The organism is Streptomyces sp. NPDC059696 (assembly GCF_042733745.1).
Lineage (GTDB): Bacteria > Actinomycetota > Actinomycetes > Streptomycetales > Streptomycetaceae > Streptomyces.
This window is the reverse complement of sequence record NZ_JBHWFG010000028.1, coordinates 66,852-90,768: the sequence shown is the minus strand read 5'-3', so window position 1 is coordinate 90,768 and position 23,917 is coordinate 66,852. Positions and strand designations below refer to the sequence as shown.

23 protein-coding genes are annotated in these 23,917 nt (G+C 73.1%); 14 read left to right on the top strand and 9 right to left on the bottom strand.

Features of this window, described 5'->3' with window-relative positions; genetic code table 11:
* Positions 1 to 7: 7 nt before the first annotated feature.
* Positions 8 to 442 (bottom strand): ATP-binding protein, encoded by a 435-nt coding sequence (locus tag ACFV20_RS27230; RefSeq protein ID WP_385660766.1) that lies wholly within the window; start codon positions 440 to 442, stop codon positions 8 to 10.
* A gap of 266 nt (positions 443 to 708) precedes the next feature.
* Between ACFV20_RS27230 and ACFV20_RS27225 the strand changes: the two genes are divergently transcribed.
* The 3 genes from ACFV20_RS27225 (at position 709) to ACFV20_RS27215 (ending at position 3,250) form a co-directional block, all read left to right on the top strand.
* Entirely contained in the window at positions 709 to 930 is a 222-nt protein-coding gene (locus ACFV20_RS27225) for a hypothetical protein (RefSeq protein ID WP_385660764.1), read from the top strand.
* A gap of 111 nt (positions 931 to 1,041) precedes the next feature.
* Positions 1,042 to 2,511 carry an aminotransferase class I/II-fold pyridoxal phosphate-dependent enzyme gene (locus ACFV20_RS27220; protein ID WP_385660761.1) on the top strand — a complete coding sequence of 490 codons (1,470 nt, stop codon included), beginning with the start codon at positions 1,042 to 1,044 and terminating at the stop codon, positions 2,509 to 2,511.
* Between the two features lie 283 nt (positions 2,512 to 2,794).
* On the top strand, positions 2,795 to 3,250 hold the full coding sequence (locus tag ACFV20_RS27215; RefSeq protein ID WP_385660759.1) for a cyclic nucleotide-binding domain-containing protein: 456 nt from the start codon (positions 2,795 to 2,797) through the stop codon (positions 3,248 to 3,250).
* Between the two features lie 13 nt (positions 3,251 to 3,263).
* Here ACFV20_RS27215 and ACFV20_RS27210 read toward each other — a convergent pair whose 3' ends face one another.
* Both ACFV20_RS27210 and ACFV20_RS27205 read right to left on the bottom strand, forming a co-directional pair.
* Positions 3,264 to 4,550, bottom strand: a complete 1,287-nt coding sequence (locus ACFV20_RS27210) for an MFS transporter (protein ID WP_385660757.1) — start codon at positions 4,548 to 4,550, stop codon at positions 3,264 to 3,266.
* An 82-nt stretch (positions 4,551 to 4,632) separates the two neighbouring features.
* Positions 4,633 to 5,250, bottom strand: coding sequence for a LysE/ArgO family amino acid transporter (locus ACFV20_RS27205; protein ID WP_385660754.1), 618 nt, complete (start codon positions 5,248 to 5,250; stop codon positions 4,633 to 4,635).
* Positions 5,251 to 5,319: 69 nt separating this feature from the next.
* Between ACFV20_RS27205 and ACFV20_RS27200 the strand changes: the two genes are divergently transcribed.
* Positions 5,320 to 6,219, top strand: a complete 900-nt coding sequence (locus ACFV20_RS27200) for a LysR family transcriptional regulator ArgP (protein ID WP_385660751.1) — start codon at positions 5,320 to 5,322, stop codon at positions 6,217 to 6,219.
* Between the two features lie 4 nt (positions 6,220 to 6,223).
* Here the strand turns inward: ACFV20_RS27200 and ACFV20_RS27195 are convergent, their stop codons facing one another.
* Positions 6,224 to 6,931 carry a TetR/AcrR family transcriptional regulator gene (locus ACFV20_RS27195; RefSeq protein WP_385660748.1) on the bottom strand — a complete coding sequence of 236 codons (708 nt, stop codon included), beginning with the start codon at positions 6,929 to 6,931 and terminating at the stop codon, positions 6,224 to 6,226.
* Positions 6,932 to 7,035: 104 nt separating this feature from the next.
* Between ACFV20_RS27195 and ACFV20_RS27190 the strand changes: the two genes are divergently transcribed.
* A complete protein-coding gene (locus tag ACFV20_RS27190) occupies positions 7,036 to 8,253 on the top strand; it encodes a saccharopine dehydrogenase family protein (protein WP_385660745.1) in 1,218 nt (405 codons plus the stop codon).
* A gap of 103 nt (positions 8,254 to 8,356) precedes the next feature.
* Positions 8,357 to 8,611, top strand: coding sequence for a WhiB family transcriptional regulator (locus tag ACFV20_RS27185; RefSeq protein ID WP_385660742.1), 255 nt, complete (start codon positions 8,357 to 8,359; stop codon positions 8,609 to 8,611).
* A 23-nt stretch (positions 8,612 to 8,634) separates the two neighbouring features.
* Here the strand turns inward: ACFV20_RS27185 and ACFV20_RS27180 are convergent, their stop codons facing one another.
* Positions 8,635 to 9,078 carry a DUF6098 family protein gene (locus tag ACFV20_RS27180; RefSeq protein WP_385660739.1) on the bottom strand — a complete coding sequence of 148 codons (444 nt, stop codon included), beginning with the start codon at positions 9,076 to 9,078 and terminating at the stop codon, positions 8,635 to 8,637.
* A gap of 145 nt (positions 9,079 to 9,223) precedes the next feature.
* On the opposite strand from ACFV20_RS27180, the gene ACFV20_RS27175 reads away from it, so the two are divergent.
* Positions 9,224 to 9,574: a DUF488 domain-containing protein gene (locus tag ACFV20_RS27175; protein ID WP_385660736.1), complete on the top strand. Its 351-nt coding sequence runs from the start codon at positions 9,224 to 9,226 to the stop codon at positions 9,572 to 9,574.
* A gap of 21 nt (positions 9,575 to 9,595) precedes the next feature.
* Here the strand turns inward: ACFV20_RS27175 and ACFV20_RS27170 are convergent, their stop codons facing one another.
* Both ACFV20_RS27170 and ACFV20_RS27165 read right to left on the bottom strand, forming a co-directional pair.
* Positions 9,596 to 11,269: an FAD-binding dehydrogenase gene (locus ACFV20_RS27170; protein ID WP_385660733.1), complete on the bottom strand. Its 1,674-nt coding sequence runs from the start codon at positions 11,267 to 11,269 to the stop codon at positions 9,596 to 9,598.
* A 30-nt stretch (positions 11,270 to 11,299) separates the two neighbouring features.
* Positions 11,300 to 11,938, bottom strand: a complete 639-nt coding sequence (locus ACFV20_RS27165) for a TetR/AcrR family transcriptional regulator (RefSeq protein WP_385660729.1) — start codon at positions 11,936 to 11,938, stop codon at positions 11,300 to 11,302.
* A 106-nt stretch (positions 11,939 to 12,044) separates the two neighbouring features.
* Between ACFV20_RS27165 and ACFV20_RS27160 the strand changes: the two genes are divergently transcribed.
* From ACFV20_RS27160 to ACFV20_RS27150, 3 genes are all read left to right on the top strand, one after another.
* On the top strand, positions 12,045 to 12,668 hold the full coding sequence (locus tag ACFV20_RS27160) for an alpha-ketoglutarate-dependent dioxygenase AlkB (RefSeq protein WP_385660726.1): 624 nt from the start codon (positions 12,045 to 12,047) through the stop codon (positions 12,666 to 12,668).
* Between the two features lie 160 nt (positions 12,669 to 12,828).
* The gene (locus ACFV20_RS27155; protein ID WP_385660724.1) at positions 12,829 to 13,575 is read left to right on the top strand and encodes an MBL fold metallo-hydrolase; all 747 of its coding nucleotides are present in this window, start codon (positions 12,829 to 12,831) and stop codon (positions 13,573 to 13,575) included.
* Positions 13,576 to 13,616: 41 nt separating this feature from the next.
* A complete protein-coding gene (locus ACFV20_RS27150; RefSeq protein WP_385660721.1) occupies positions 13,617 to 14,849 on the top strand; it encodes a DUF4032 domain-containing protein in 1,233 nt (410 codons plus the stop codon).
* 13 nt (positions 14,850 to 14,862) lie between these two features.
* Here the strand turns inward: ACFV20_RS27150 and ACFV20_RS27145 are convergent, their stop codons facing one another.
* Positions 14,863 to 15,744 carry a universal stress protein gene (locus tag ACFV20_RS27145; protein ID WP_385660718.1) on the bottom strand — a complete coding sequence of 294 codons (882 nt, stop codon included), beginning with the start codon at positions 15,742 to 15,744 and terminating at the stop codon, positions 14,863 to 14,865.
* Between the two features lie 195 nt (positions 15,745 to 15,939).
* Here ACFV20_RS27145 and ACFV20_RS27140 point away from each other — a divergent pair, with 195 nt between their 5' ends.
* The 4 genes from ACFV20_RS27140 (at position 15,940) to ACFV20_RS27125 (ending at position 22,553) form a co-directional block, all read left to right on the top strand.
* Positions 15,940 to 17,616, top strand: coding sequence for an FAD-dependent oxidoreductase (locus ACFV20_RS27140; protein ID WP_385660715.1), 1,677 nt, complete (start codon positions 15,940 to 15,942; stop codon positions 17,614 to 17,616).
* Positions 17,613 to 19,058, top strand: a complete 1,446-nt coding sequence (locus ACFV20_RS27135) for an ATP-binding protein (protein WP_385660712.1) — start codon at positions 17,613 to 17,615, stop codon at positions 19,056 to 19,058. Before ACFV20_RS27140 ends, ACFV20_RS27135 begins: the two co-directional genes overlap by 4 nt.
* Complete coding sequence (locus ACFV20_RS27130) at positions 19,055 to 19,408, top strand: UBP-type zinc finger domain-containing protein (protein ID WP_385660708.1); 354 nt, start codon at positions 19,055 to 19,057, stop codon at positions 19,406 to 19,408. The genes ACFV20_RS27135 and ACFV20_RS27130 overlap by 4 nt, the downstream gene beginning before the upstream one ends.
* 205 nt (positions 19,409 to 19,613) lie before the next feature.
* Positions 19,614 to 22,553, top strand: a complete 2,940-nt coding sequence (locus ACFV20_RS27125; protein WP_385660705.1) for an AAA family ATPase — start codon at positions 19,614 to 19,616, stop codon at positions 22,551 to 22,553.
* Between the two features lie 21 nt (positions 22,554 to 22,574).
* Here ACFV20_RS27125 and ACFV20_RS27120 read toward each other — a convergent pair whose 3' ends face one another.
* Positions 22,575 to 23,822 carry an SGNH/GDSL hydrolase family protein gene (locus ACFV20_RS27120; RefSeq protein WP_385660702.1) on the bottom strand — a complete coding sequence of 416 codons (1,248 nt, stop codon included), beginning with the start codon at positions 23,820 to 23,822 and terminating at the stop codon, positions 22,575 to 22,577.
* Between the last annotated feature and the right edge of the window lie 95 nt (positions 23,823 to 23,917).

Genomic DNA, 23,917 nt, shown 5'->3' with positions numbered 1-23,917 from the left:
ACGGGGTTCAGGACAGGGGCACGACGGCGGTGATGCACTTGCCGCCGGTGGGCAGATCCGACACCCGCACGTCGCGGGCGAGCCGGCAGACGATGGGCCAGCCGTGGCCGCCGTGCCGCAGTCGTCCGTGCGGGTCGGTGCGCGGCACGGTCACGGGCAGCGCGTCACTGCGGTCGCTGACCGACACGCGGACGCCGGGGTCGTCGACGTCCACCCGGAAGTCGGTGACTCCGCCGCCGTGCAGGATCGCGTTGGTCGTCAGCTCCGAGGCGACGAGGAGGGCGTCGGACAGCGCGTCCGTGTCGCACGGGGTGTGGGTGGCCCGGCAGCGTTCGGCCACGGCGCGCTCGACCGCCCGGCGCGCTTCGGCGGGTTTGCGCGGCCGGGACCAGTGAGCGTCGAGCGGCTCGCCTATGGATTCGATCATGTGCTCCTCGCACATTCTGCAGCTCCCTGACAGCACGGACGGAAACCGGGTCCGGACCGGGTACCGTGGCGGCCCGCGAGGGCTGCCCGGGGTCCTCGGACCCACTGCTCGCAATGGACGCACGGCGTTCGGGGCGCGCACCGGGTGAACGCCGCGGTCTCCTTGTTCGGCTCACCTCTCCCCGCACCTGCAAACCTCCGCTCGGGCCGCGGGACCGGAAAACACCTCGAACGGCCGGGTGCCGGTGCCATCTCCGTGCGTTCGGCGGGTAGGCGGTCTGCATGACGGATGTGGTGGATTCGGACGAGCTGTTGCGGCGCATCCAGCGTGCGAGGGAGTGCGCGGCGCAGGAGGAGCGGACGTGGCGGGCCAGGAGCGAGGAGCTGGACGCGACCGACCCGCAAGGAGCCCGGGACGCGACCGTGCGGCGGATGTCCTACGAGGCGGTGCTGCGGGTGCTGGACGAGATCGTGAGCCCGGGCAGACACGCCCCCGAGGGCTGAACCGGCGCCCGGTGCCGGTACACGAGGGTCCGGAATGCGTGGGCACCGGCGCCCGGTGCCGGTGCACGAGGGTCCGGATTGCGTGGGCACACGCCGGGAACCCGGGTGCGCATGACAGCCGACCACACGCGCGCACCGGTTCTGGAAGCCCTGGACGAGTACCGACGCAAAGGGCGTCTGTCGTTCACACCACCCGGCCACAAGCAGGCCCGCGGCGCGGATCCGGCGGTCCGGGAGGTCCTCGGTGACGCGGTGTTCCACGGGGACGTGCTGGCCTCGGGCGGTCTGGACGACCGGCTGACCCGGGGCCGGGTGCTGCAGCGCGCCCAGGAGCTGATGGCCGACGCGGTGCACGCCGAGCACACGTTCTTCAGTACCTGCGGCAGTTCCCTGTCGGTGAAGGCCGCGATGCTGGCGGTCGCGGGGCCGCACGAGAAGCTGCTGGTCGGGCGGGACGCGCACAAGTCGGTGGTGGCGGGTCTGATCATCTCGGGTATCGAGCCGGTCTGGGTCGAGCCCCGGTGGGACGCCGAGCGCAAGCTCGCCCATCCGCCGTCCGCCGAGGAGTTCGACCGGGCCTTCGACGCGCATCCGGACGCGCGCGGCGCGCTGGTCACCAGCCCGACGCCGTACGGCGGCTGCGCGGATCTGCGGGCGATCGCCGACGTGTGCCACCGGCGCTCGCGGCCGCTGATCGTGGACGAGGCGTGGGGCGCGCACCTGCCGTTCCACCCCGATCTGCCGTCCTGGGCGATGGACGCGGGCGCGGACATCTGCGTGACCAGCATCCACAAGATGGGCAGTGGTCTGGAGCAGGGCTCGGTCTTCCATCTCCAGGGCGACCTGGTGCCGCCGGAGCTGCTGGGGATGCGGGCGGATCTGCTGGGCACCACCAGCCCGTCGGTGCTGATCTACGCGGGCCTGGACGGCTGGCGGCGGCAGATGGCGCTGCGCGGCAAGGAGCTGATGGGCGGTGCGCTGGACCTCGCGGCCGGGGTCCGGGCGGCCATCGAGGAGATCGACGGCCTGCACGTCAACGACCGGGACGACCTCTGCGGTCCGGGCCTGGCCGACGACCTCGACCCGCTGCCCGGGGTCATCGACCTGTCCGGTCTCGGGATCACGGGCTTCCAGGCGGCGGACTGGCTGCGTACGCACCGGCACATCGACGCGCACCTGGTCGACCACCGGCGGATCGGCGCGCAGATCACCCACGGCGACGACCGGGACACCACGGAGCCGTTGCTGGAGGCGCTGCGCGACCTCGCGCGGGCGGCGCCGGACCTGCCCCGGGCGCCGCGGGTGGAGGTGCCGCCGCCGGCGGAGCTGCGGATGGAGCAGGCGGTGCTGCCCCGGGACGCGTTCTTCGGTCCGGCCGAGGGCGTCCCGGTCTCGGAGGCCGCCGGGCGGGTCGCCGCCGAGATGATCACGCCGTATCCCCCCGGCATCCCCGCCGTGCTGCCCGGGGAGCGCCTCACCGAGCCGGTGCTGGCGTACCTGCGGACGGGGCTGGAGGCGGGCATGCATCTGCCCGATCCCGAGGACCCGGAGCTGGGGACGGTGCGGGTGCTCGCGGAGTGAGCCGGGAGTGAAACGGGTCACGCGACCCGGTCTTCGGGTGGGTGTACGCCCCCGAGATGGTTTACCGTTCATCCATACGTGGTGACGGAGTCGCACTCCTGGTCCTCCGTACATCACCGTGTGACGGCCCTGGCTGGCCTCCCCCGTCCAGCCAGGGCTTTTTCATGCCCGGGCGGCCTGTCGGAAGAAGTCGCGCACGCCGAGGTGCCCAAGGGCCCGGCAGCGGCTGAAATGGGCTGAGGGACAGCACCGCAGTCGACCGCCCGGCGAGGAGCTCCGCGTCATGACCAAAGCGATCAAACTCCTGACCGCCCTGCCTCAGCCCCAGCGCCGGCGCCTGATGACGCTCGCCCGGGAGGTGTCCTTCCCCGAGGACGCCCGCATCTTCGAGGCGGACGGCAGGGCCGACCGCTTCTGGGTCATCCGCTCCGGCGCCGTCTCCCTCGACCAGCAGGTGAACTCCCTGCAACGGGTGACCGTGGCCAGCCTCGGCGCGGGCGACCTGCTCGGCTGGTCGTGGCTGTTCCCCCCGTACACCTGGGACTTCGGCGCGGTGGCGTTCAGTCCGGTACGGGCCTACGAGTTCGACGCGGCGGCCGTGCTGCGGTTGTGCGAGGAGGACCCGGAGCTCGGCATGATGCTGGTGCGCAACGTCGCCGAGGTGCTCGCGCACCGGCTGGAGATGACCCGCGGCAAGCTGATGGAGCAGTACACGCTGCACCGGCGCGGCGCCCTGTGAACCCCGTGGGCCCTCAGACGCGGTAGCGCCGCAGCGCCGGCACGGCGGCGGCCAGGATCAGCATCACGGCGACGACCAGCAGTCCGCCGCCCGCGACGGCGGTGCGGGGACCGAAGGCGGATCCGGCGGTGCCGTGCAGCACGTCCGCCAGGCGCGGCCCGCCCGCCACGACGACCGTGAAGACGCCCTGCATGCGTCCGCGCATCTCGTCGGTCGCGGCGGACAGCAGGATCGCCCCGCGGAAGACCATGGAGACCATGTCGGCCACGCCGGCGAGGGCGAGGAAGGCCACCGCGACCCAGAGGTTGCCGCTCAGCCCGAATCCCGTGACGGCCACGCCCCAGACGACCACCGCCCCGATGACCATCAGGCCGTGCCGCCGGGCCCGGGAGAAGGTGCCCGAGAACAGTCCGCCCAGCACGGCCCCGACGGGGATCGCCGCGAACAGCAGGCCCAGAGCGAACCCTTCGCCGTACGGGGCGTAGGTCTGGGAGGCCAGTTGCGGGAAGAGGGCACGGGGCATGCCGAGGACCATGGCGACGATGTCGGCGAGGAAGGACAGCAGCAGCACGGTGTGCCCGGAGAGGTAGCGGAAACCGGCGGCGATCTCCCTCACACCCGCGCGTCGCGCCGTGCCGCCCAGGGGCGGCAGCGAGGGCAGCCGGTACACGGCCCACACCGTGACGCACAGCGCCAGCGCGTCGACGAGGTACAGCTCGGGCAGTCCGATGACGGGGATGAGGGCACCGGCGAGCAGCGGTCCGGCCACCTGGCCGGTCTGCATCACGGTCGAGCCGAGGGCGTTCGCGGCGGGCAGCTCGTCCTCGGGGACCAGCCGGGCGACGGAGGCGTTGCGGGCCGGGGCGTTGAGGCCCCAGAAGGCCTGCTGCACGGCGAGCAGCAGCATCAGCGTGCCCACCGATGCCAGGTCCACGAAGGCCTGGAGCCAGAACAGCAGCGAGGTGACGGCGATGCCGCTGTTGGTGATCAGCAGCAGTGTGCGCCGGTCCATGGTGTCGGCGATCGCCCCGCCCCACAGCGCGAACACGATCAGGGGCACGAGCCCGGCGAGGCTCGCGGCGCCCACCCAGGCCGAGGAGCCGGTGATGTCGTAGATCTGCTTGGGGACGGCGACGGCGGTGAGCTGGCTGCCGACGGCCGTGACGGCGGTCGAGCCCCACAGCCGCCGGTAGGCGGGGCGGCGCAGGGGGCGGGTATCCATGGCCCAGCGCCGTCGGCCGCGCCGGGGTGCCTCGGGTTCGCTGTCCCGCTCTTCGCTCGTGCTCTCGCTCGTGTCCACGCGCCGCTTCCTGGATGCTCGTTACATCTTTCCGGGCGAGGATCACTATCGCATCGGCCCGGCGGCGGCCCGCGGCCGAGGGTCAGCTGCCGGCGACGAGCGCGGCGCCGAGCACGATCATGGTGGCGGCGACCAGCCCGTCCAGGACGCGCCAGGCGGCGGGCCGGGCGAGGAAACGGCCGAGCAGGCGGGCGCCGAACCCGAGGGCCGTGAACCAGCACAGGCTGGCCAGTACGGCGCCGAGGCCGAAGGTCCAGCGCAGCGGACCGTGGTCGGCGGCGACGGAGCCCAGCAGGAACACCGTGTCGAGGTAGACATGCGGGTTGAGCCAGGTCATGGCCAGGCAGGTGAGCACCGCCCGGCGCACGGATCCGGCCCCCTCCCCGTCGGTGCGCAGCGCGCCGCCGCCCTTGCGGAACACCCGGCGGGCGGCCAGGGCCCCGTAGCCCAGCAGGAACGCGCCGCCGATCCAGCCCACCACCGCGAGGGCGCCCGGCCACTTCACCACCACCGCGCCGACGCCGCCCACGCCGAGCGCGATGAGCACGGCGTCGGACAGGGCGCAGATCCCGACGACGGCCAGGACGGCCTGGCGGCGGACCCCCTGGCGCAGGACGAACGCGTTCTGGGCGCCGATGGCGACGATGAGGGACAGGCCGGTACCGAAACCGGCCGCGCCGGCGGTGAAAGTGCTGGTCATGGCCCCGACGCTACGGACGGCCACGGTTCAGGTCCAGCTAATGATTCTTACCTATCATTAGCTGATGTGATGATGAAGGATCTCCCGCTGGATCAGGTACGGACCCTGCTCGCCGTGGTGGACGAGGGGACGTTCGACGCGGCGGCCGCCGCGTTGCACGTGACACCGTCGGCGATCAGCCAGCGCGTGAGGGCGCTGGAGCAGCGCACGGGGCGCGTGCTGCTGCTGCGGACCAAGCCGGTGCGGCCGACGGAGTCGGGCGAGGTGCTGGTGCGGCTGGCCCGCCAGGTGGCCCGGCTGGAGCACGACGCCGGCGCGGAGCTCGGACTGGACGGTGCCGGGGAGCCGACCCGGGTGCCGGTGGCGGTGAACGCGGACTCCCTGGCGACCTGGTTCCTGCCCGTGCTCACCCGCGTTCCCGAGGAGCTGCGGATCTGCTTCGAGCTGCGCCGCGAGGACGAGGACCACACGGCGGCGCTGCTGCGGGACGGTTCCGTGATGGCCGCGGTGACCTCGTCGCCCGACCCCGTGCCGGGCTGCTCCGTTCAGCCGCTGGGTCGCATGCGCTACCTCCTCGTGGCCGCGCCGGACTTCGCCCGGCGCCACCTCGGCGGCCCCCTGGCGGAGGCGCTCGCGCGGGCGCCCGTGGTGGTCTTCGACCGCCGGGACGACTTCCAGGACGGTTTCGTCCGCGAGCTCACCCGGGGGCGCGTCGGCGCGAGCGCGCTGCGGCACTACGTGCCGACCTCGGAGGGGTTCGCCCAGGCCGTCGCCGCCGGTCTCGGATGGGGGCTGGTGCCCGAGCCCCAGGCTGATCCGCTGCTGCGCGAGGGGCGGCTGGTCGGCATCGCCCCGGACCGCCCGGTCGACGTGCCGCTGTACTGGCAGCAGTGGAAGCTCGACTCGCCGGCGCTCGCGCGGGTGGCGAAGACGGTGACGGCCACCGCTGCCGAGGCGCTGCGGGCCTGACGTCTCAGTCGCGCAGGGTCTGGAGCCGGGCCGCCGCACTGTCCAGCAGCATCTCCAGGGCCGTCGGATAGGCGCTGGTGAGCATCCGGGTGGCGAGCAGGGACGCCGCCTCGGCGATGCGGGGGTGGGTGGTGGCGGGCAGGCGGGCGTAGGTCGACCGCCACATGTCCTCGTCGGCGTGCAGCGAGTCGCTGGGCAGGGCCAGCGAGGCGGCGTCCAGCGCGGCGAAGGCCAGGGTCTGGTCGATGAAGGCGTGGTAGATGCGCACGGTGTCGGGCAGCGGGAACCCGGCCGTACGCAGGACGTCCAGCACGGCCTCGTCGGCGGCCAGTTCGTGCGCCCGGCCCGTGACCCGGTTCGTGGTCAGCAGCGCGGCCTGCGGGTGGGCGAGGTACGCGGCGTGGACGCGCAGCCCGAAGGACCTGAGGTCCGCCCGCCACTCCCCCGTCGGCCGCCAGCCCTGGAGGGCCTGGCCGATGAGGGCGTCGCCGATGGCGAGGGTCAGGTCGTCCATGCCGCGGAAGTACCGGTACAGCGTGCTCGGATCCGCGTCCAGGGCGAGGCCCAGCCGGCGGGCGGTCAGCCCGGCGCTGCCGTGCTCGCGCAGCATGCGCAGCGCGGTCTCGACGATCAGCTCCTCGGACAGCACGGTGCCGCTCTTGGTGGGCCTGCGCCGGCGGCGTTTCTCCTCGGGCACCACGGGCTTGGGCACGGCGGGCTCCCTCCTTATGCCAACGCCATTGACCTTAAGACACCGGGCCGCGTTTCATCACTGCAAGGGCGCGTCACGTTCTTCGCATAAAGGGAGCTTTTGTCATGCGTGTACTGCTCGTGGGTGCTGGCGGTGTCGGTGGGGCGATCACCCGGATCGCGGCCCGGCGGCCGTTCTTCGAGGCGATGGTGGTGGCCGACTACGACCCGGACCGGGCCGAGAAAGCGGTCGCGGCGCTGGGCGGTGACGCGCGGTTCACCGCCGAGCAGGTGGACGCGGGCGACGAGGCGGCCGTGGCCCGTCTGCTCCAGTGGCATCGCTGCGACGTCCTGCTCAATGCCACGGACCCCCGCTTCGTGATGCCGCTGTTCCGCGCGGCGCGGGCCGCGGGCGCCGCCTATCTCGACATGGCGATGTCGCTGTCCCGTCCGCATGCCGAGCGGCCCTACGAGGAGTGCGGGGTCAAGCTCGGTGACGAGCAGTTCGCGCAGGCCGCGGACTGGGAGAAGGAAGGGCTGCTTGCGGTCGTCGGGATGGGCGTGGAGCCGGGTCTCTCGGACGTGTTCGCGCGCTACGCCGCCGACGAACTCTTCGACGAGATCGAGGAGATCGGCATCCGCGACGGAGCGAACCTGACCGTCGACGGCTACGACTTCGCGCCCTCGTTCAGCATCTGGACCACCATCGAGGAGTGCCTCAACCCGCCGGTCGTCTACGAGAGCGGGAAGGGCTGGTTCACCACCGAGCCGTTCAGTGAACCCGAGGTCTTCGACTTTCCCGAGGGCATCGGCCCGGTCGAGTGCGTGAACGTGGAGCACGAGGAGGTGCTGCTCGTTCCGCGCTGGGTCGACGCCCGCCGGGTGACGTTCAAGTACGGCCTGGGCCGGGAGTTCGTCGAGACACTGCGGACGCTGCACCTGCTGGGCCTGGACCGCACCGACCCGGTGACCGTGCCGGGGCCGGACGGTCCGGTGAAGGTGTCGCCCCGCGACGTGGTCGCCGCGTGTCTGCCCGACCCGGCGACGCTGGGTGAGCGGATGCACGGCAAGACCTGTGCCGGCACCTGGGTGCGGGGCGTGAAGGACGGCCGGCCGCGCGAGGTGTACCTCTACCACGTGGTCGACAACCAGTGGTCCATGGCCGAGTACGGTTCCCAGGCCGTGGTGTGGCAGACGGCGATCAACCCGGTCGTCGCGCTCGAACTCATCGCGACGGGCGCCTGGTCCGGTGCGGGTGTGCTCGGGCCCGAGGCCTTCCCCGCCCGGCCGTTCCTGGACCTGCTGACGGACTACGGCTCCCCCTGGGGCATGCGGGAGCAGTGAACGACTGTCCTGGATCACCCTGTTTCACCGGGCATCGACAGGTCACCCGAAAGGGAGTAAGCATCCGAGAGAGCACGTTTCTACTGCGATGCAGGTGACTTCGATGGACAACTGGCGAGACCACGCTGCCTGTCGGCACGAGGACCCCGAGCTCTTCTTCCCGATCGGCACTTCCGGCCCGGCTCTGTTGCAGACGGAGCAGGCCAAGGCCGTGTGCCGACGGCGCTGCCCCGTGCAGGAGCAGTGTCTGCAATGGGCCCTGGACACGGGGCAGTCCATCGGCGTGTGGGGCGGGACGAGCGAGGACGAACGGCGTGCGCTCAAGCGCCGCGCCGCCGCCCGCCGCCGCTCCGGCTGACCACCGGCCGCACCCCTGGGGTCTCAGCTGCGCCGCAGCGGACCCCAGGGGTTCGCCTGCCGGGCCACCTCCGCCCTCGCCTCGTCGATCACCTTCTGGTCGAGCCGGCACAGCGGGCGGACGTCGGTGACCAGGGGTTCGTTGTCGGGCCCGCGGGCGGCCTCCGTACCGGCGAGCACCCAGGGGCGCACGCCCGGCCCCTTGTCGTGCGGAAGGTGCGCGTAGTCGTACAGCCGGCGGGCCACCCACACCCGCACGGGCCGGTCCCCCCACCAGTCCTCGACACCGAGCGGGCTGGCGGACAGCCCCGGCAGGGACACACCCGTCAGATCGTCGGTGCTGGACACCTCACGCAGATCGGTCACCGGTCCCCGCGACCAGCGGACGTACAGGCCCCGGCGCCGCTCGACGAGCTCGGCGAGTTCGTCGAGGGTCCGCACGACCCGCAGATCGCCCTGTGCACTCATGCCATGACCTCCTTCCTCTCCTGGTCAGGCGGTCGGAGTACCCGCCCGGCGCGAGCGGAACCTGCCGTTCGGCGCGGGGCGGTGCGGCCGCCCGGCCGGGGTTAGGCTCACGGCACGCCCCTGTCGCCGCGAGGAGGAACCGACCATGACCGTGCGCGTGCGCCGTGTCTACGATCCCGCCGGACCCGAGGACGGGGCGCGGGTCCTGGTGGACCGGTTGTGGCCGCGCGGCCTGGCCAAGGACGCGGCGCGGGTGGACGAGTGGCCCAAGGCCCTCACCCCGTCGACGGAGCTGCGGCGCTGGTACCACGCGGGCGAGGGCTCCTACGAGGAGTTCGCCGAGCGGTACGAGGCGGAGCTCGGCTCCGAGGAGGCGTCCGAGGCGCTCGACGGGGTGCGTGAGCTGGCCCGCCGGGGCGACGTGACCCTGCTGACCTCGTCGAAGACGCCCGAGCAGAGCCACGCCGCCGTGCTGGCCCGCCTCCTCGAAACCTGACGGCGCCCTGTGGCCGTCGGGTCAGGCGGTCTGCTTCGCCGCCGCCCGGCCCGCCGCCCGGCCCGAGAAGAGGCACCCGCCGAGGAAGGTGCCCTCCAGGGCGTTGTAGCCGTGGACACCGCCGCCGCCGAAGCCGGCGACCTCACCGGCCGCGTACAGTCCGTCGACCGGCTTGCCGTCGGTGCCGAGGGCACGGGAGTCGAGGTCGGTCTGGATGCCACCGAGTGTCTTGCGGGTGAGGATGTGCAGCTTGACACCGATCAGCGGCCCGGCCGCCGGGTCGAGGATGCGGTGCGGGGTGGCGACCCGGCCCAGGCGGTCGCCGAGGTAGCGGCGGGCGTTGCGGATGCCCTGCACCTGGGCGTCCTTGGCGTAGGGGTTGGCGATCTGCAGGTCGCGGGCCTCGATCTGGCGCCTGATGCCCTCCGCGTCGAGCAGCGGCTCGTCGGTGAGTTCGTTCATCTTGGCGACGAGCTGTTCGAGGGTGGGCGCGGTCACGAAGTCGGCGCCCTTGCGCAGGAAGGCGTCGACCGGTCCCGGGGCGCCCTTGCCGAGGATGCGTTCCTTGAGGAATCCGGCGCGGTCCTTGGCGGTGATGTCGGGGTTCTGCTCGGAGCCCGACAGGGCGAACTCCTTCTCGATGATCTTCTGCGTGAGGATGAACCAGGAGTGGTCGTATCCGGCGATGTCCTCGGTGGTGCGCAGGTGCTTCAGGGTGCCGAGGGTGTCGTAGCCGGGCAGGTACGGGCCGGGCAGACGGCGGCCGAGGGCGTCGAACCACATCGAGGACGGTCCGGGCAGGATCCGGATGCCGTGACCGGGCCAGATCGGGTCCCAGTTGCGCAGCCCCTCGGTGTAGTGCCACATGCGGTCGCGGTTGACCAGCCGCACGCCGGCCTCGGCACTGATGTCGAGCATCCGCCCGTCGACGTAGGCGGGGACGCCGGTGACCATGTCGCGGGGCGGGGTGCCGAGGCGTTCGGGCCAGTGGCGGCGGACGATGTCGTGGTTGGCGCCGATGCCGCCGCTGGTGACGACGACGGCCTGGGCGGTGAGTTCGAACTCGCCGATCGCCTCACGGCTGGAGGCGACGCCCCGGGGTGCGGGGTCCTCGGCCAGGACCGTGCCACGCACGCCCCGGGCGGCGCCGCCCTCGACCACGAGGGCGTCGACGCGGTGGCGGTGGTGGAAGGTGAGGAGCCCGTCGCGGGAGGCCTGCCTGGCGTACCGCACGAACGGTTCGACGACGCCGGTGCCGGTGCCCCAGGCGACGTGGAAGCGGGGCACGGTGTTGCCGTGCCCGTGCGCCGTGAGGTCGCCGCGCTCGGCCCAGCCGACGGTGGGCAGGAAGGTGATGCCGTGTCCGTCGAGCCAGGACCGCTTCTCCCCCGCGGCGAACTCGACGTAGGCACGCGCCCAGCGAACGGCCCAGGAGTCCTCGTCCTCCAGCCGGTCGAAGCCCGCGCTGCCCCGCCAGTCGCTCCAGGCGAGGTCGAAGGAGTCCTTGATCCCCAGGCGCCGCTGCTCCGGTGAGCCGACCAGGAACAGCCCGCCGAAGGACCAGAAGGCCTGGCCGCCGAGGTTGGCCGCGTTCTCCTGGTCGACGAGTGCGACCCGCCGGCCCCTGCTGGTCAGTTCGTGCGCCGCGACCAGACCGGCGAGGCCCGCTCCGACGACGATGACATCGGCATCCATGGCGACCGTTCCCTTCTTCGGTTCTTCTCTTCAGTTCTTCGTGTGACCGGGGGTGCCGCTGCCGTCGGTCAGCAGGGCGGTGAGCAGTTGCTTCAGCCAGGCGCGGGCGTGGTCCAGGTCCCGGTCGAGCAGCAGTTGCGTGGTGACGCCGTCGTAGGCGGCGACCACGGCGTGGGCGGCACCGTCGGCGTCGCCCAGGACGGCGGGCAGCGTGGTGTGCCCGCGGGCCCGGGCGAGCCGGTCGGCGATGGCCCGCCGCAGCCGCGCACGGTGTTCGAGCAGACTGCGCGCCACCTCCGGGTCGCGGGCGGCGTGCACGAGGAAGTCCGTCTTCACCAGCAGCCAGTCCCGGTCGAGGAGCAGGACGTCGGTGACGCGGTCCACGGCGGCGGGCACGTCGAGGTCGGGCCCGTCGAGGGCGAGGGCTCCGGAGACCTGCTCGGCGATCAGGTCGGCGCGCTCGCGGTAGAGGGCGAAGAACAGCTCGTCGAGGCTGGAGAAGTTGGAGTAGAAGGCGCCCCTGCTGTATCCGGCGGCCTCGCAGACCTCCTCGATCGAGACGTGCCCGAAGCCCTTCGCCGCGAACACGGAGAACGCCGCGTCCAGGAGGTTGGCGCGGGTGTGGACACGGCGCCTGGTCACGCGCCCGGCAGGTCCCTCGTCGGCCATGTCCCTGCCCTCCTTTCGATACAGGACTGTATTGGATACACCGGTGTATCGAAAGAGCGAGAGCGACTCATGGAACACACATTCGATTACGAGGTACGCTGACCGCATGCACCTCCAGGGCTCTCTCTTCGACCAGGCCGACGAGATCCGCCTCGGCTCTCTGGACGGGATCAGCCGTACCCACCTCGGTTTCGGCGCCTGGCTGGACGCGCTGCCCGGCTGGCTCGGCGGCTCGGACGAACTGTTCGAACAGCTGGCCGCCGAGGTCCCGTGGCGGGCGGAACGGCGCACGATGTACGACAGCGTGGTCGACGTCCCCCGCCTGCTCGCGTACTACGGCGTGGACGATCCGCTCCCGCACCCCGTGCTGGTCCAGGCGCGGGACGCGCTCAGCGCCCACTACGGCGAAGAGCTGGGCGAGCCGTTCGCCACCGCCGGGCTGTGTTACTACCGGGACGGCCGCGACAGCGTGGCCTGGCACGGCGACCGGATCGGACGTGGGGCGCGCGAGGACACCATGGTCGCGATCCTGTCGGTGGGAGCGCCCCGGGACCTCCTGCTGCGCCCGCTGCGCGGAGGCCGGGACACCGTCCGCCGTCCGCTGGGCCACGGCGACCTCGTCGTGATGGGCGGTTCCTGCCAGCGCACCTGGGAGCACGCGATCCCCAAGAGCGCCCGGGCGACGGAACCGCGCATCAGCATCCAGTTCCGTCCGCACGGCGTGCGCTGAGCACGTACCGAACGCCTCTGTCGCAGGGCGTGCGCCGAGCGCGTGCCGAACGCCCCCGCCGCACGGCCCCGTTGAGGCGGACCCGGCAATCGCCACCGCCGCGGGATCTGCTTTCCTTCTCCCGTCGGGCCGGTACCGGGAGCACACGAGGCGGGCGGTCATGCGGGCGGACGTACGGAACGTGGCGGACGGCACCTACCTGGTGCACGGTTCGAACACCAACTGGGTGATCCTCACGGAGGGGGACGCCGTCACCCTGGTCGACACCGGTTACCCCGGTGACCGGGAGCAGGTCCTCGCCTCGCTCGCGCAGGTGGGCAGCTCCCCGGAGGCGGTCGCGGCCGTGCTGATCACCCACGCGCACAACGACCACCTGGGCAGCGCGGAGCACCTGCGCGCCACCTACGGCACGCCCGTGTACCTGCACGAGGCCGAAGTGCCGCACGCGCGCCGGGAGTTCCTGCACCAGGTGTCCGTCGGGACGGTGCTGCGCAACGGCTGGCGGCCGGGAGTGCTGCCCTGGGCGGTGCACGCGCTGCGCTCGGGCGGCACGGCCCGGGTACCGGTCACCGCTGCGCAGGCGTTCCCCGCGCAGGGCGCGCTGGACCTGCCCGGACGGCCGGTCCCGGTGCACACCCCGGGCCACACCGACGGGCACTGCGCCTACCACCTGCCCGGCGCCGGGGTGCTGATCTCCGGCGACGCCCTGGTCAGCGGTCACCCCACGTCGCGCGTCGAGGGACCGCAGCTGCTGCCGGACATGTTCCACCACGAGCGCCCACGCGCCCTGGCCTCCCTGGACGTGCTGGCGGAGCTGGAGGGCGACCTGCTGCTCCCCGGGCACGGGCCGCTCCACCAGGGGCCGGTGCGGGACGCCGCTCTCCGGGCCCGGGAGCGGGCCCTCTAATCTGAGGGGACGACCGGCGGCGAGACAAGGACACCCGGCCCATGGCACTGCAGATCAGCGCGACCAACCCGGAGCACCCCGCGCTCCTGCTGGAGTTGCCGTGGGACGTCCCTCTGGAGGAGTGGCCGGAGGAGTACCTGGTGCCGCTGCCGCGCGGCATCTCCCGGCACGTGGTGCGCTACTCCCGCGCGGGCGACGAGGTGATCGCCGTCAAGGAACTGGCCGAGCGGCCGGCGCTGCGCGAGTACGACATGCTGCGCGACCTGGACCGGCTCGGCATCCCGTCGGTGGATCCGCTGGCCGTGGTCACCGGCCGCACCGACGCGCACGGCGCCCCGCTGGAGAGCGTCCTGGTCACCCGGCACCTGGGCGGCTCGATGCCGTACCGCTCGATGTTCGAGACGACCATGCGCCCGGCCACCATGCACCGGCTGATGGACGCGCTGGCCGTGCTCCTGGTGCGGCTGCACCTGGCCGGGTTCGCCTGGGGCGACTGCTCCCTGTCCAACACCCTCTTCCGGCGCGACGCGGGCGCCTACGCCGCCTACCTGGTGGACGCCGAGACCGGTGACCTGCACCCGCAGCTCAGCACGGGACAGCGCGAGTACGACCTCGACCTCGCCCGGGTGAACATCAGCGGGGAGCTGCTGGACCTGGAGGCGTCGGGGGCGCTGCACCCGTCCGTGGACCCGGTCGAGTTCGGCAGGGAGATCTGTGCCCGCTACCGCGGACTGTGGGACGAACTGACCCGGGCCTCCGTCTACCCGGCGGGCAAGTACCACCACATAGAACGCCGCATCCGCCGCCTGAACGACCTCGGGTTCGACGTCGCCGAGATGCAGATCGAGCACGCCTCGAACGGCGACACCGTCAGCTTCGTGCCCAAGGTCGTCGACGCGGGCCACCACCAGCGGCAGCTGCTGCGGCTGACCGGGCTGGACACGGAGGAGAACCAGGCCCGGCGCCTGCTGAACGACCTGGAGAGCTGGATGGCGACCCAGGACGACTACGCGCCCGGCGACCCCCTGGGAGCACGCCCGGAAGTCCTCGCCCACCGCTGGGTGCGGGAGGTCTTCCGCCCGACCGTGCGGGCCGTGCCGCCCGAACTGCGCGGTGCGATGGACCCGGCGGAGATCTACCACCAGCTCCTCGAACACCGCTGGTACCTGTCCGAGCGGGCCCAGCACGACATCGGCCTCGACGCGGTGGTCGAGGACTACATCCGGAACATCCTGCCCACCGCCAGCAGGACGCTGCAGCCGACGGCGGAGTGAGCGGCCCGGGCCCTCACCCGTGCGGCACCACCGCCACCGGGCAGTCGGCGTGGTGCAGCATCCCGTGCGCCACCGAACCGATGCGGGCCCCGACGGCCGTGCGGTGCGCCCGGCGGCCGACGACCATCAGCTGGGCCGTCCCGGCCACCGACAGCAGCACCTGGCTCGCGCTGCCCATCTCCACGTGCTCCTCGACCGGCACGTCGGGGAAACGCTCCCGCAGCGGCCGGACCGCGGCGGCCAGGCTCTTCCTCTCGTACGGCTCCAGTCCCCCGGCCTCGTCGAGGAGCTTCAGCGAGCCGGGGCTGTAGGCGAAGACGGGCGGCAGGCTCCAGGCGCGTACGACCCGCACGGTCGCCCCGCGCGCGGCGGCCGTCTCGAAGGCGAAGCGCAGCGCGTCGGCGCTGTCCTCGGGGTCGCCCTGCTGGCCCACCACGATCTCCCGCCCGGCGGCCTCGGACGAGGACCGGTCCCCGGCCCGCACGAGCACCACGGGCCGGGTGGCCTCGGCGATCACCTGCTGGCCGACGGAGCCGACCAGGAACCCGACGACGCGGCCGTGCCCGCGCGTGCCGAGCACCAGCATCTCGGCGTCGGCCGCGGCGGTCACCAGGGTGTCGGCGACGGGCCCCTCGATGACGTCCGTGGTCACCTCGAGGTCCGGGTGCCGTTCGGTGACGGTCCCGACGGCCTCGGTCATCGCGCCGTGCACCCACTGCGCCTGGCTGTCGGCGTCGGTGGCGACCGCGCTCTCGATCAGCTCCGGTGTCTGCACCCGCCAGGCGTGCACCACACGCAGCGGCCGGTCGCGCCGTACCGCCTCCCGCGCCGCCCAGGCGAGAGCCGCCAGGCTCTCCTCCGATCCGTCGACCCCTGCGGTGATCGGGCGTGTCATCCGGCTGCCTCCCTGTGGAACGTCACTGTGCCGCCCAGTCTTCACCACCGCCGCCGCTCCCCACCGCCCGCCCGCCCGTGGGAGACGATCTCCGTATCGGAGCGCCGCGCGGCGATCGAACATACGATGGGCGGAGGTCGGCGCGGTGCCCCGGGGACGCCGTGCCGTGAGTCGACCGCCCGGTGTGGGGGACGTATGGCACAGGCCGCCGATGCGGCGCGGACCGTCATCATGACCGTGGACGACGATCCGGGCGTCTCCCGAGCCGTGGCCCGCGACCTGAGGCGGCGGTACGGCGCGTCGTACCGGATCGTGCGGGCGGAGTCCGGCGCGTCCGCGCTGGACGCGCTGCGGGAGCTGAAGCTGCGCGGTGATCTCGTGGCCGTGATCCTCGCCGACTACCGGATGCCGCAGATGAACGGCATCGAGTTCCTCGAACAGGCCCTGGACGTCTACCCCGGGGCGCGCCGGGTGCTGCTGACCGCGTACGCGGACACCAACGCCGCGATCGACGCGATCAACGTCGTCGACCTCGACCACTATCTGCTCAAGCCGTGGGACCCGCCCGAGGAGAAGCTGTACCCGGTCCTCGACGATCTGCTCCAGGCGTGGCGGTCCAGCGACTTCCGGCCCGTGCCCAGCACCAAGGTCGTGGGACACCGCTGGTCGTCGCGTTCCTCGGACGTGCGGGAGTTCCTGGCCCGCAACCAGGTGCCCTACCGCTGGTACTCCTCCGACGAACCGGAGGGGCGGCGGCTGCTGGCCGCGGCCGGCGAGGACGGGATGCGGCTGCCGGTGGTGATCACGCCGGACGGGACGCCCCTGGTCGAGCCGGAGCACGTCGACCTCGCGGCGCAGGTCGGGCTGGCGACGACCCCGACGGCCGACTTCTACGACCTGGTCGTCATCGGGGGCGGCCCGGCCGGTCTCGGCGCGGCCGTCTACGGCGCCTCCGAGGGGCTGCGGACGGTGCTGGTGGAGCGGTCGGCGACCGGCGGGCAGGCGGGTCAGAGCTCACGTATCGAGAACTACCTGGGATTCCCCGACGGTGTGTCGGGCGCGCAGCTCACCGACCGGGCGCGGCGCCAGGCGGCGAAGTTCGGCGCCGAGATCCTCACCGCGCGCGAGGTGACGGCCCTGGAGGTCAACGGTGCCGCGCGCGTCGTCCGGTTCTCGGACGGTTCGGCGGTCGCCGCGCACAGCGTGATCCTGGCGACCGGGGTGTCCTACCGGCAGCTGGCGGCGCCCGGCTGCGACGAACTGACCGGCTGCGGGGTGTACTACGGGTCGGCCCTCACGGAGGCGCCCTCCTGCCAGGACCAGGACGTGTACATCGTCGGCGGCGCCAACTCCGCCGGGCAGGCGGCGATGTACCTGTCCCGGGGCGCCAAGTCGGTGACGCTGCTGGTGCGCGGCGCGTCACTGGCCGCGTCGATGTCGCACTACCTGATCCGGCAGATCGAGGAGTCGCCCAACATCCAGGTCCGGGCCCGCACGGTCGTCGAGTCCGCGCACGGCGAGGGCCGCCTGGAGCGGCTGACCCTGCGCGACGTGGACAGCGGGCACACCGAACAGGTCGACGCGCAGTGGGTGTTCGTCTTCATCGGCGCGGCCCCGCTGACCGACTGGCTGGACGGGACGGTGCTGCGGGACGAGCGCGGGTTCATCCTCGCCGGGCCGGACCTGACCCCCGACGGCCGTCCGCCGCAGGACTGGGAGCTGGACCGGCCGCCGTACCACCTGGAGACCAACGTGCCCGGCGTGTTCGTGGCGGGCGACGCCCGCTCGGAGTCCGCGAAGCGGGTCGCGTCCGCCGTCGGAGAGGGAGCCATGGCCGTGATGCTCGTCCACCGTTACCTGGAGCAGTCGTGAGCGGCCAGGCGGTGCCCTGCAACCCGCAGGAGATCGGGGCACTGTTCCTGTTCGAGAAGCTCACGCCCGAGCAGCTGGGCCGGTTGTGCGCCGAGGGGCGGGTGGAGCGGTTCGAGCCCGGACCGGTGTACACCGAGGGCGAGCCGGCGACGTGCTTCTACGTGATGCTCGACGGCACCGTGGTGCTGTACCGCCGGGTCGGCGGGGATGACGTGGAGGTGACCCGCACCTCGCAGCGCGGGGTGTACGCCGGCTCGATGCAGGCGTACCTCGGCGACCGGGTACGGCAGGTCTACACCAACTCCATGCGTGTCACGGAGCCGACGCGGTTCTTCGTGCTGCCCGCCGACACCTTCGCGGAGATCATGCAGGAGTGGTTCCCGATGGCGGTGCACCTGCTGGAGGGGCTGTTCTTCGGTTCGCAGAGCACCCAGCGGGCCATCGGGCAGCGTGAACGGCTGCTGGCGCTCGGCTCGTTGTCCGCCGGTCTGACGCACGAGCTGAACAACCCGGCCGCGGCGGCCGTGCGGGCGACGGCGACCCTGCGGGAGCGGGTCGGCAAGATGCGCCACAAGCTGGCGGTCATCGCGCAGGGTTCGTACGCGCCGGAGGTCATGGCGAACCTCATCGACCTCCAGGAGCGCACGGCCGAACGGGTCGCCAAGGCCCCGGTGCTCAGTCCGCTGGAGGCGTCCGACCGTGAGGACGCCGTGACCGACTGGCTGGACGACCAGGGCATCGCGGAGGGCTGGCGGATCGCCCCCACCTTCGTCCAGGCCGGTCTCGACGTGGACTGGCTCGACCAGGTCGCGGCGGCGGTGGACGAGGACATCCTGCCGAGCGCGATCGGGTGGCTCAACTACACCGTCGAGACCGAGCTGCTGATGGACGAGATCAACGACTCGACCACCCGCATCTCGCACCTCGTGGACGCGGCGAAGCAGTACTCGCAGCTCGACCGGGCGCCCTTCCGGCACGCCGACGTGCACGAACTGCTCGACTCCACCCTGCTGATGCTGTCCGGGAAGATCGGCAAGCGGATCAAGGTCGTCAAGGACTACGACCGCACGCTGCCGCGGATCCCCGCGTACCCGGCGGAGCTCAACCAGGTCTGGACGAACCTCATCGACAACGCGGTCGCGGCGATGAACAGCGCGGGCGGGGAGGGGACGCTGACTGTGCGGACGGCGGCGGAACACGACCGGCTGCTGGTGGAGTTCGGCGACACGGGCATCGGCATCCCGGCACAGGACCGGGACCGGATCTTCGATCCCTTCTTCACCACCAAGCCGGTGGGTCAGGGGACCGGGCTCGGACTCGACATCTCCTGGCGGATCGTGGTCAACAAGCACCACGGGAGCATCCGGGTGGAGTCGGAGCCGGGCGACACGCGTTTCCAGGTACTGCTTCCGCTGACAGCGGCCGAGGAGGAGTCCGCATGACGGGCGTGAAGGGGATCGACACGAGTGTGCCGCCGAGCGGCAGCGGGTGCGCCGAGTGCGAGGCGGCCGGGGGGTGGTGGTTCCACCTGCGGCGGTGCGCGCAGTGCGGGCACGTGGGGTGCTGCGACAGCTCGCCGGCGAAGCACGCGACGGGGCACTTCCGGGAGACCGGCCACCCGTTCGTGCAGAGCTTCGAGCCGGGCGAGGACTGGTACTGGAACTATGAGACGAACGAGTTGTACGAGGGCGGGCCGGAGCTGACCGCGCCGGTGAGCCATCCGGTGGATCAGCCCACGCCGGGTCCGGCGGGGCGGGTGCCCGTCGACTGGGCGAAGGTCCTGCGCACCTGAACGCGTGTGCGGTGCCGTCCGGTGGCGGCCGCGGGACGTGCGCGGGTGATCGCACCCACGCGGCGGAGCCGCACCGTGCCGGCGTCCCGCGTCCCGCGTCCCGCGTCCCGCGTCCCGCGTCCCGTGTCCCGTGTCCCGTGTCCCGTGTCCCGTGTCCCGTGTCCCGTGTCCCGTGTCCCGTGTCCCTGAAAGGAAAGTTGGTTCCGTGCAGCAGGCTTCACCGGCCGCCCCCGTCGTCGGGCGGGACGCCGAACTCACGCGCCTCGCGGGCGTACTGGAGCGCGCGCGAGGCGGTGAGGCGCGGGCCGTGCTGATCGCCGGGGACGCCGGGGTCGGCAAGACCCGGGTGCTCGACGAGGCCGCGAGGCAGGCCGCCGCGACGGGTATGACGGTCCTCACCGGGCACTGTGTGGACCTCGGCGACGTCGGGCTGCCGTACCTCCCGTTCACCGAGGTCCTCGGCATGCTGGCCGCCGACGAGCGGTTCTCCGGTGCTCTCGCCGCCCATCCCGTGGTCGAGCGGCTGCTGGGCTCCGGGACCGACTCCGTGCGGGACGTGGACGGGCGGTTGCGCCTGTTCGAGGGGATGGCGGGGCTGCTGGCCGACGCCGCGGAGGTCACTCCGCTGCTGCTGGTGCTGGAGGACCTGCACTGGGCGGACCAGTCGTCGCGGGACCTGCTGCGGTTCCTGCTGGGCCGGGGCGTGCTCCGGCACCGGCTGGCGGTGTTCGCCTCGTACCGGGCCGACGATCTGCACCGCCGGCATCCGCTGCGGCCGCTGCTGGCGGAGCTGGTACGGCTGCCGCTGGTCGAGCGGCTGGAACTGCGGCCGCTGGCCGACCCCGACGTGGACCGGCTGGTGCGGGCCCTGCAGCCCAGGCCGCTGCCGGACGCCACGGTACGGCGGATCGTGGAGCGCGCCGAGGGGAACGCCTTCTACGCGGAGGAACTGCTCGCCGCCACCGACACCGAGTCGGGCGGGGTGCCCAGTGGGCTCGCCGATGTGCTGCTGATCCGCTTCGAGCAGCTCTCCGAGACCGCGCAGCAGGTGCTGCGAACCGCATCCGTCGCCGGACGCCGGGTGGAGCACGACCTGTTGCGGGAGGCGGCCGGGCTGCCGGAGGCGGAACTGGAGTCGGCGCTGCGCGAGGCGGTGGGGCGGCAACTGCTCGTGGCCGGCGGCGACGACACGTACTCCTTCCGGCACGCCCTGGCCCGCGAGGCCGTCTACGCCGATCTGCTGCCCGGGGAGCGGGCCCGGCTGCACGGCGCGTTCGCACGGCTGCTCGCCGGGCGCGGGAACCCGGCCGAGAGCGCGGCGGAGCGGGCCCACCACTACCGGGAGAGCCACGACCTCGCCGAGGCGCTGGCCGCGTCCCTGGAGGCCGCCGATCACGCCCAGCGGGTCGGTGCTCCGGCCGAGGAGCAGCGGCACCTCGAAGCGGCCCTGGACCTGTGGCCTGCGGTCGGTCCCGAGGCCCGGCCCTCGGGCGCGGGTGTCGACCGGGTGACGTTGACGCTGCGGGCGTCGGCGGCGGCCGCGCACGCCGGGGAGCTGCACCGCGCGGTCTCCCTCACCCGGTCCGCGCTGGCGGGCCTCGGCCAGGACGCCGAGTCCGAACTGGCCGCGCGGGTCCGCTACACCCTCGCCGGGAACCTGCTGAGCGTGGACAACCTGACGGCGGCGTTCGCCTACAGCAGCGAGGCCCTGGCGATGATCCCGGAGGAGCCCCCGTCCCGTACCTGGGTGTGGGCCGCCGCCACACATGTCCTGGCCGCACGGCACATCGGGGAGAACGAAACCGCGCTGCGGGTCGCCCGCCGGGCCCTGGCCGTGGCGGAGCGGCTGCGGGTGACCGACGCCCAGGCGGACCTGCTGATCTCGCTGGCCGTGTTCGACGGCGAAGGGCGGCGGGGCGCCGAGGGCCGTCAGCGGCTGATCAAGGCCCGGGATCTGGCGCGGAGTTCGGGCAGCGCCGCCGTGGAGCTGCGGGCCCTGTTCAACCTGGCCATGGGCGCTTACGAGTCCGGGGCGCTGTCGGACTGCGTGCCCTGGCTGACGGAGGGCCTGGACCGGGCCCGGCGCGCCGGGCTGCTGTCGTCGCCGTACCCGCTGGAGATGCGGTATCTGCGGCTGCTGATGCTGAACGTGCTGGGCCGCTGGGACGAGTGTGTGCGCGCGGCGGCGGCCGACGCCGACGTCCTGCCGGCCGCCGGGGGGTACACGATGGGTCCCGCGCTGTACGTGGCCCTCGCACGGGGCGACTTCACGGCCGCCGATCGGGCGCGGGCCCTGCTGGAGGGGCCGTTCGACTGGATGGCCACGCTGGTCGCGGGCATCGTGCTGACCGACGCGGCGGCGCTGCGCGGGGACCCCGAGGACGCGGTGCGCTGGACGCGGTCGACGGTCACGGCCCTCACCGACGAGGCGGGCACCCGCCCGGACGCCGCGGTGCGGCTCGCCGCGCTGGCGTTGTCGGCGGTGGCCGACGCGGCCGCCGGGCTGCGGTCGTCCGGCGACGAGGCCGGTGCCCGCCGCTGGACGGACACCGCGACCGAACTGGCGGAACTGGCGCGGCCCGCGGCGGTCCGCGACGACGGCACGCCCCAGGGGCCCGAGGGGCAGGCGTGGCTGGCCCGGGCCGAGGCCGAGTGGCTCAGAGCGGCATCGGGGCCGGACGCGGTGGCCGCCTGGGCGAAGGTGGTGACGGCGTTCGGCTACGGCGACGTCTACGAGCGGGCACGGTGCCGGCTGCGCTACGCCGAGGCCCTGGTCGCGGCCGGGTGCCGGGAGGAGGCCACGGCCGAGGCGCGGGCGGTGCGGGAGACCGCGGTCCGGCTCGGTGCCACCCCGCTGCGCGAACAGGTGGACGACCTGATCCGGCGAGGCCGCCTGTCGGACCGGCCGGGCGGCGGCGGTGACCGGCCCGCCGTCCTCACCGCACGCGAGCAGGACGTGCTGCGGTTGCTCGCCCTCGGCCGCAGCAACCGTCAGGTCGGTGAGGAGCTGTTCATCAGCGGCAAGACCGCGAGCGTCCACGTCTCCAACATCCTGGCCAAGCTGGGCGCGTCGAGCCGCGGTGAGGCCGTGGCGATCGCCTACCGCGAGGGTCTGATCGCCCCGGAGCCGTCGACGTCCGGCTGACCTGCCCACCCCGTCGGGGGCTCAGCGGATCCCGCAGTCGAGGTCGCCGAGTTCGACGGCGTCGGCCATCGCCCGCATCCCCTTGTCGTTGGGGTGCAGATGGTCACCGCCGTCGAAGGCGGGCAGGAGCCGCTCGGGGTCCCGGGGGCTGCGCAGCACGCGGTCGAAGTCGGTGACGGCGTCGAACGCGCCGCTGCCGCGGATGAAGGCGTTGACCCGCCGTCGTACCGCTTCCCCGGCGGGATCCCACTCCTGCCAGCCCTTGTAGGGGGCGATCGTGGCGCCGACGACGCACTTGCCGTCCGCGTGCGCCCGCTCGATGAGCCGCCGGTAGCCGGCGATCAGCCCGGCGCTGGTGGCGGCGGGCTCGGCCTTGATGTCGTTGACGCCCTGGAAGAGGAACACCGTGCGCACGCCCGGCAGTGACAGCGCGTCCCGCTGCAGACGGTTCAGGGCGCTCTGCCCGGGGCCGTCGAGCAGGACCTTGTTCCCGGCGATGCCCGCGTTGGCCACCCCCTCGACCGGGCCGGCGGAGGTACCGAGGCGGCGGGCCAGGTAGTCGGGCCAGCGGCGGTTGTGGCCGGTGGTGGAGTGCCAGCCGTCGGTGATGGAGTCGCCGAGGGCGGCCACGGCGCCCGTCGCCCGGCGGGGCCGTACGGTGACGGCGTCGAGGTAGAACCACGAGGCGGTCCGGTTGGTCCAGTGGGCCGCGCCCTCCTCCGCCGCGTGGTCACCGCGGGTGGTGTACGAGGTCTGCATCGCCAGCCAGTGCCCGGTGAGCGCGCCGCCCGCCCGGGGCACGTACAGGCTGACGGCGAGGGTGCGCCCGGCGGGCACACTGCCGGGCAGCGGGTCGCTGTAGACGACACCGCCCGCCGGGACGGTGACGGATCGTTCCCCGCGGAAGGTCAGGCGCCTGTTGCTGCCGGGGACGAGCGCGGCGCCGTCCCGGCGCAGGCCCGCGTGGACGTTCCGGAAGGTCACCGGCCGGTCGCCGAAGGCGTTGGACAGCCGCACCCTGAGGTCGCTGCCGCCGACGCTGGTGTGCACCATCAGCCGGTAACCGCGGCCGCCGTGGGCCGCCTCGCCGATGTGGCCGGCGGAGGAGGCCCAGGTGACCACACCGTGCCCGGCCGCCGTCGGAGCGGGGTCGGCCGGCGGCCTCGGCCCGTCTCCCCCGGGCTCCGCGCCCGTCCCGCAGCCCAGCGCCACCCAGCAGGTGAGGGCGGCCAGGGCGGCACGGCAGCGGGGACGTACGGTGCGGGACATCTGCGGCGCTCCTTCGGCCGGTGGGTCGGGTGCGGGCGGAGGTCGTCCCGGCGTACGACACGGTAGTGGTGCCGCCGGCGACGCCACGCGGGTGG

Excerpts from the sequence above, each read along its gene's own strand:
- ACFV20_RS27230 (WP_385660766.1), bottom strand. The coding sequence starts at position 442 with ATGTGCGAGGAGCACATGATCGAATCCATAGGCGAGCCGCTCGACGCT.
- ACFV20_RS27225 (WP_385660764.1), top strand. The coding sequence starts at position 709 with ATGACGGATGTGGTGGATTCGGACGAGCTGTTGCGGCGCATCCAGCGT.
- ACFV20_RS27220 (WP_385660761.1), top strand. The coding sequence starts at position 1,042 with ATGACAGCCGACCACACGCGCGCACCGGTTCTGGAAGCCCTGGACGAG.
- ACFV20_RS27215 (WP_385660759.1), top strand. The coding sequence starts at position 2,795 with ATGACCAAAGCGATCAAACTCCTGACCGCCCTGCCTCAGCCCCAGCGC.
- ACFV20_RS27205 (WP_385660754.1), bottom strand. The coding sequence starts at position 5,250 with ATGACCAGCACTTTCACCGCCGGCGCGGCCGGTTTCGGTACCGGCCTG.
- ACFV20_RS27200 (WP_385660751.1), top strand. The coding sequence starts at position 5,320 with ATGATGAAGGATCTCCCGCTGGATCAGGTACGGACCCTGCTCGCCGTG.
- ACFV20_RS27190 (WP_385660745.1), top strand. The coding sequence starts at position 7,036 with ATGCGTGTACTGCTCGTGGGTGCTGGCGGTGTCGGTGGGGCGATCACC.
- ACFV20_RS27185 (WP_385660742.1), top strand. The coding sequence starts at position 8,357 with ATGGACAACTGGCGAGACCACGCTGCCTGTCGGCACGAGGACCCCGAG.
- ACFV20_RS27180 (WP_385660739.1), bottom strand. The coding sequence starts at position 9,078 with ATGAGTGCACAGGGCGATCTGCGGGTCGTGCGGACCCTCGACGAACTC.
- ACFV20_RS27175 (WP_385660736.1), top strand. The coding sequence starts at position 9,224 with ATGACCGTGCGCGTGCGCCGTGTCTACGATCCCGCCGGACCCGAGGAC.
- ACFV20_RS27170 (WP_385660733.1), bottom strand. The coding sequence starts at position 11,269 with ATGGATGCCGATGTCATCGTCGTCGGAGCGGGCCTCGCCGGTCTGGTC.
- ACFV20_RS27165 (WP_385660729.1), bottom strand. The coding sequence starts at position 11,938 with ATGGCCGACGAGGGACCTGCCGGGCGCGTGACCAGGCGCCGTGTCCAC.
- ACFV20_RS27160 (WP_385660726.1), top strand. The coding sequence starts at position 12,045 with ATGCACCTCCAGGGCTCTCTCTTCGACCAGGCCGACGAGATCCGCCTC.
- ACFV20_RS27155 (WP_385660724.1), top strand. The coding sequence starts at position 12,829 with ATGCGGGCGGACGTACGGAACGTGGCGGACGGCACCTACCTGGTGCAC.
- ACFV20_RS27150 (WP_385660721.1), top strand. The coding sequence starts at position 13,617 with ATGGCACTGCAGATCAGCGCGACCAACCCGGAGCACCCCGCGCTCCTG.
- ACFV20_RS27145 (WP_385660718.1), bottom strand. The coding sequence starts at position 15,744 with ATGACACGCCCGATCACCGCAGGGGTCGACGGATCGGAGGAGAGCCTG.
- ACFV20_RS27140 (WP_385660715.1), top strand. The coding sequence starts at position 15,940 with ATGGCACAGGCCGCCGATGCGGCGCGGACCGTCATCATGACCGTGGAC.
- ACFV20_RS27130 (WP_385660708.1), top strand. The coding sequence starts at position 19,055 with ATGACGGGCGTGAAGGGGATCGACACGAGTGTGCCGCCGAGCGGCAGC.
- ACFV20_RS27120 (WP_385660702.1), bottom strand. The coding sequence starts at position 23,822 with ATGTCCCGCACCGTACGTCCCCGCTGCCGTGCCGCCCTGGCCGCCCTC.